Genomic DNA, 1489 nt, shown 5'->3' with positions numbered 1-1489 from the left:
CCAGGGCTAAACGCTAGGCCCCTATAAATAGTCAAATAACAGGAATGACACTGATACCTGGGGGGCTCCCAGACCGACAGGATTGGCGGCCGTGTCACAAAGTTACTTCCAAGCCGATCAAAGTGGAGCGACAGCCGGGAGAGACCGGCACGACACCAAAATATCCCAATTGCAAGGACGTTAAACCCATGAACGAAACTCTCGCCAACCTACTAAAAATGATTGTCGAAATTGTCCAAGGCCACTCCGAGCGGCTGACAGCTTTGGAAGAAGGCGAATCTGACGAGGACAGCAGCGACGCCAACCTGATGCAAGAAGTTAGCGCCCTGCTAGCTCAGTTGCAATCTTCTGTTCCCACCGACCAGATGTAGACAAATTGCCGATCGGTCGTGAAGGGCGATCGGCTCACTAGGCAATTACTAGCAGTCACTAGACACGAAAACGCATGAATGAATCAGAAGTAAACCTCTTGGATCTAGTCGTTCAAACTCTCAAGCGTTACGAAGGCAGATTGCAAGCTTTGGAGAAGGCAGGGGAAGAAGCCACCACAGCAGAAAAAGTTGAGATGCTGACTACCGACCTGAAAATGCTCAAATGGTTTAGGCTTCATGCCGACGGGGAAGACAAGGAATTAGCTGATCGGTCGTGAAGGGCGATCGGCTTGCTAGACAAACACTAGACAGGAAGTAGACATGGAAGATTTAAACATAGATTCAGAAGAAAAACCTGATTTAGAGCAAGGCGCACGCGAGCTAGCGAACCTTAAAAGTATGCAAATATTTCTCGACGGCTACGAAGTCCACGCGCTCATCGTAGCCACTCAATTGCTGCAAGTCTCACCCCAAGCTAAAGACTTAGGGCTAGCAACAAAAGCAGCCCTATTGGCCGGCAGGAAACTGCAAAGGCTCTTCTTGGCGAGTCCTCACTCCTACGCCTTGCTGGAGAGGGGGTGGGATTTGATGAAGCCTGAGTGCGATCAATCGACTGTAGACAATTGACAATTTGTAGACAATTTGTAGACATTTTGTAGACAGGCTGTAAACAGGCGCTAGACATCTAGACATTTAGACATCCAATATAGAGGAATCAATGCTGACTAAACAAGAAGCTGTAGCTCTATTGGGAGGGTCTAGGAAAGAACTCCCAGACTCTCCCCAGACCCCAGAGGAAATATTGGAGGCAATGAAGGCAGCATCAAACAATTACTACCGCGAAGCGATCGCCACCAACTGCCACACATTTATCGAATTCACCGGATTGATGAATGAATACATCAAAATCTGCGAGAGAAACCTCAAGCAGCGGGGAGTCGATTTTACTAAAACTAGCGTTCACTGTCCCGGTGAACCGGAACTCCAGATAGAGGAATGGGAATTGCAGTACATCAATGACAAGCTTCGCTGCATATTTCAAAACTTGCAACTTGTGGAAGTAGAAGAAACCTTCACCAAACACAATGAAAGGACTGATTAACCATGCTTTGCGAACT

General features: G+C 47.8%; 4 protein-coding genes. All 4 read left to right on the top strand.

The window, feature by feature from the left end:
* Positions 1-44 precede the first annotated feature (44 nt).
* A complete protein-coding gene (locus QUA58_RS31300; protein ID WP_333398012.1) occupies positions 45-371 on the top strand; it encodes a hypothetical protein in 327 nt (108 codons plus the stop codon).
* A gap of 74 nt (positions 372-445) precedes the next feature.
* Positions 446-649, top strand: coding sequence for a hypothetical protein (locus QUA58_RS31295; RefSeq protein WP_333398011.1), 204 nt, complete (start codon positions 446-448; stop codon positions 647-649).
* Positions 650-692: 43 nt separating this feature from the next.
* The gene (locus QUA58_RS31290) at positions 693-998 is read left to right on the top strand and encodes a hypothetical protein (protein ID WP_333398010.1); all 306 of its coding nucleotides are present in this window, start codon (positions 693-695) and stop codon (positions 996-998) included.
* 91 nt (positions 999-1089) lie between these two features.
* Entirely contained in the window at positions 1090-1473 is a 384-nt protein-coding gene (locus QUA58_RS31285) for a hypothetical protein (protein WP_333398009.1), read from the top strand.
* Positions 1474-1489: the final 16 nt, after the last annotated feature.

This window comes from Microcoleus sp. N9_A1, assembly GCF_036701795.1.
Lineage (GTDB): Bacteria > Cyanobacteriota > Cyanobacteriia > Cyanobacteriales > Microcoleaceae > Microcoleus.
This window is presented reverse-complemented; position numbering and strand designations above follow the sequence as displayed.

Bases quoted from the DNA above. Each gene is read 5' to 3' on its own strand.
- QUA58_RS31300 (WP_333398012.1), top strand. From the start codon at position 45: ATGACACTGATACCTGGGGGGCTCCCAGACCGACAGGATTGGCGGCCG.
- QUA58_RS31290 (WP_333398010.1), top strand. From the start codon at position 693: ATGGAAGATTTAAACATAGATTCAGAAGAAAAACCTGATTTAGAGCAA.
- QUA58_RS31285 (WP_333398009.1), top strand. From the start codon at position 1,090: ATGCTGACTAAACAAGAAGCTGTAGCTCTATTGGGAGGGTCTAGGAAA.
- QUA58_RS31295 (WP_333398011.1), top strand. From the start codon at position 446: ATGAATGAATCAGAAGTAAACCTCTTGGATCTAGTCGTTCAAACTCTC.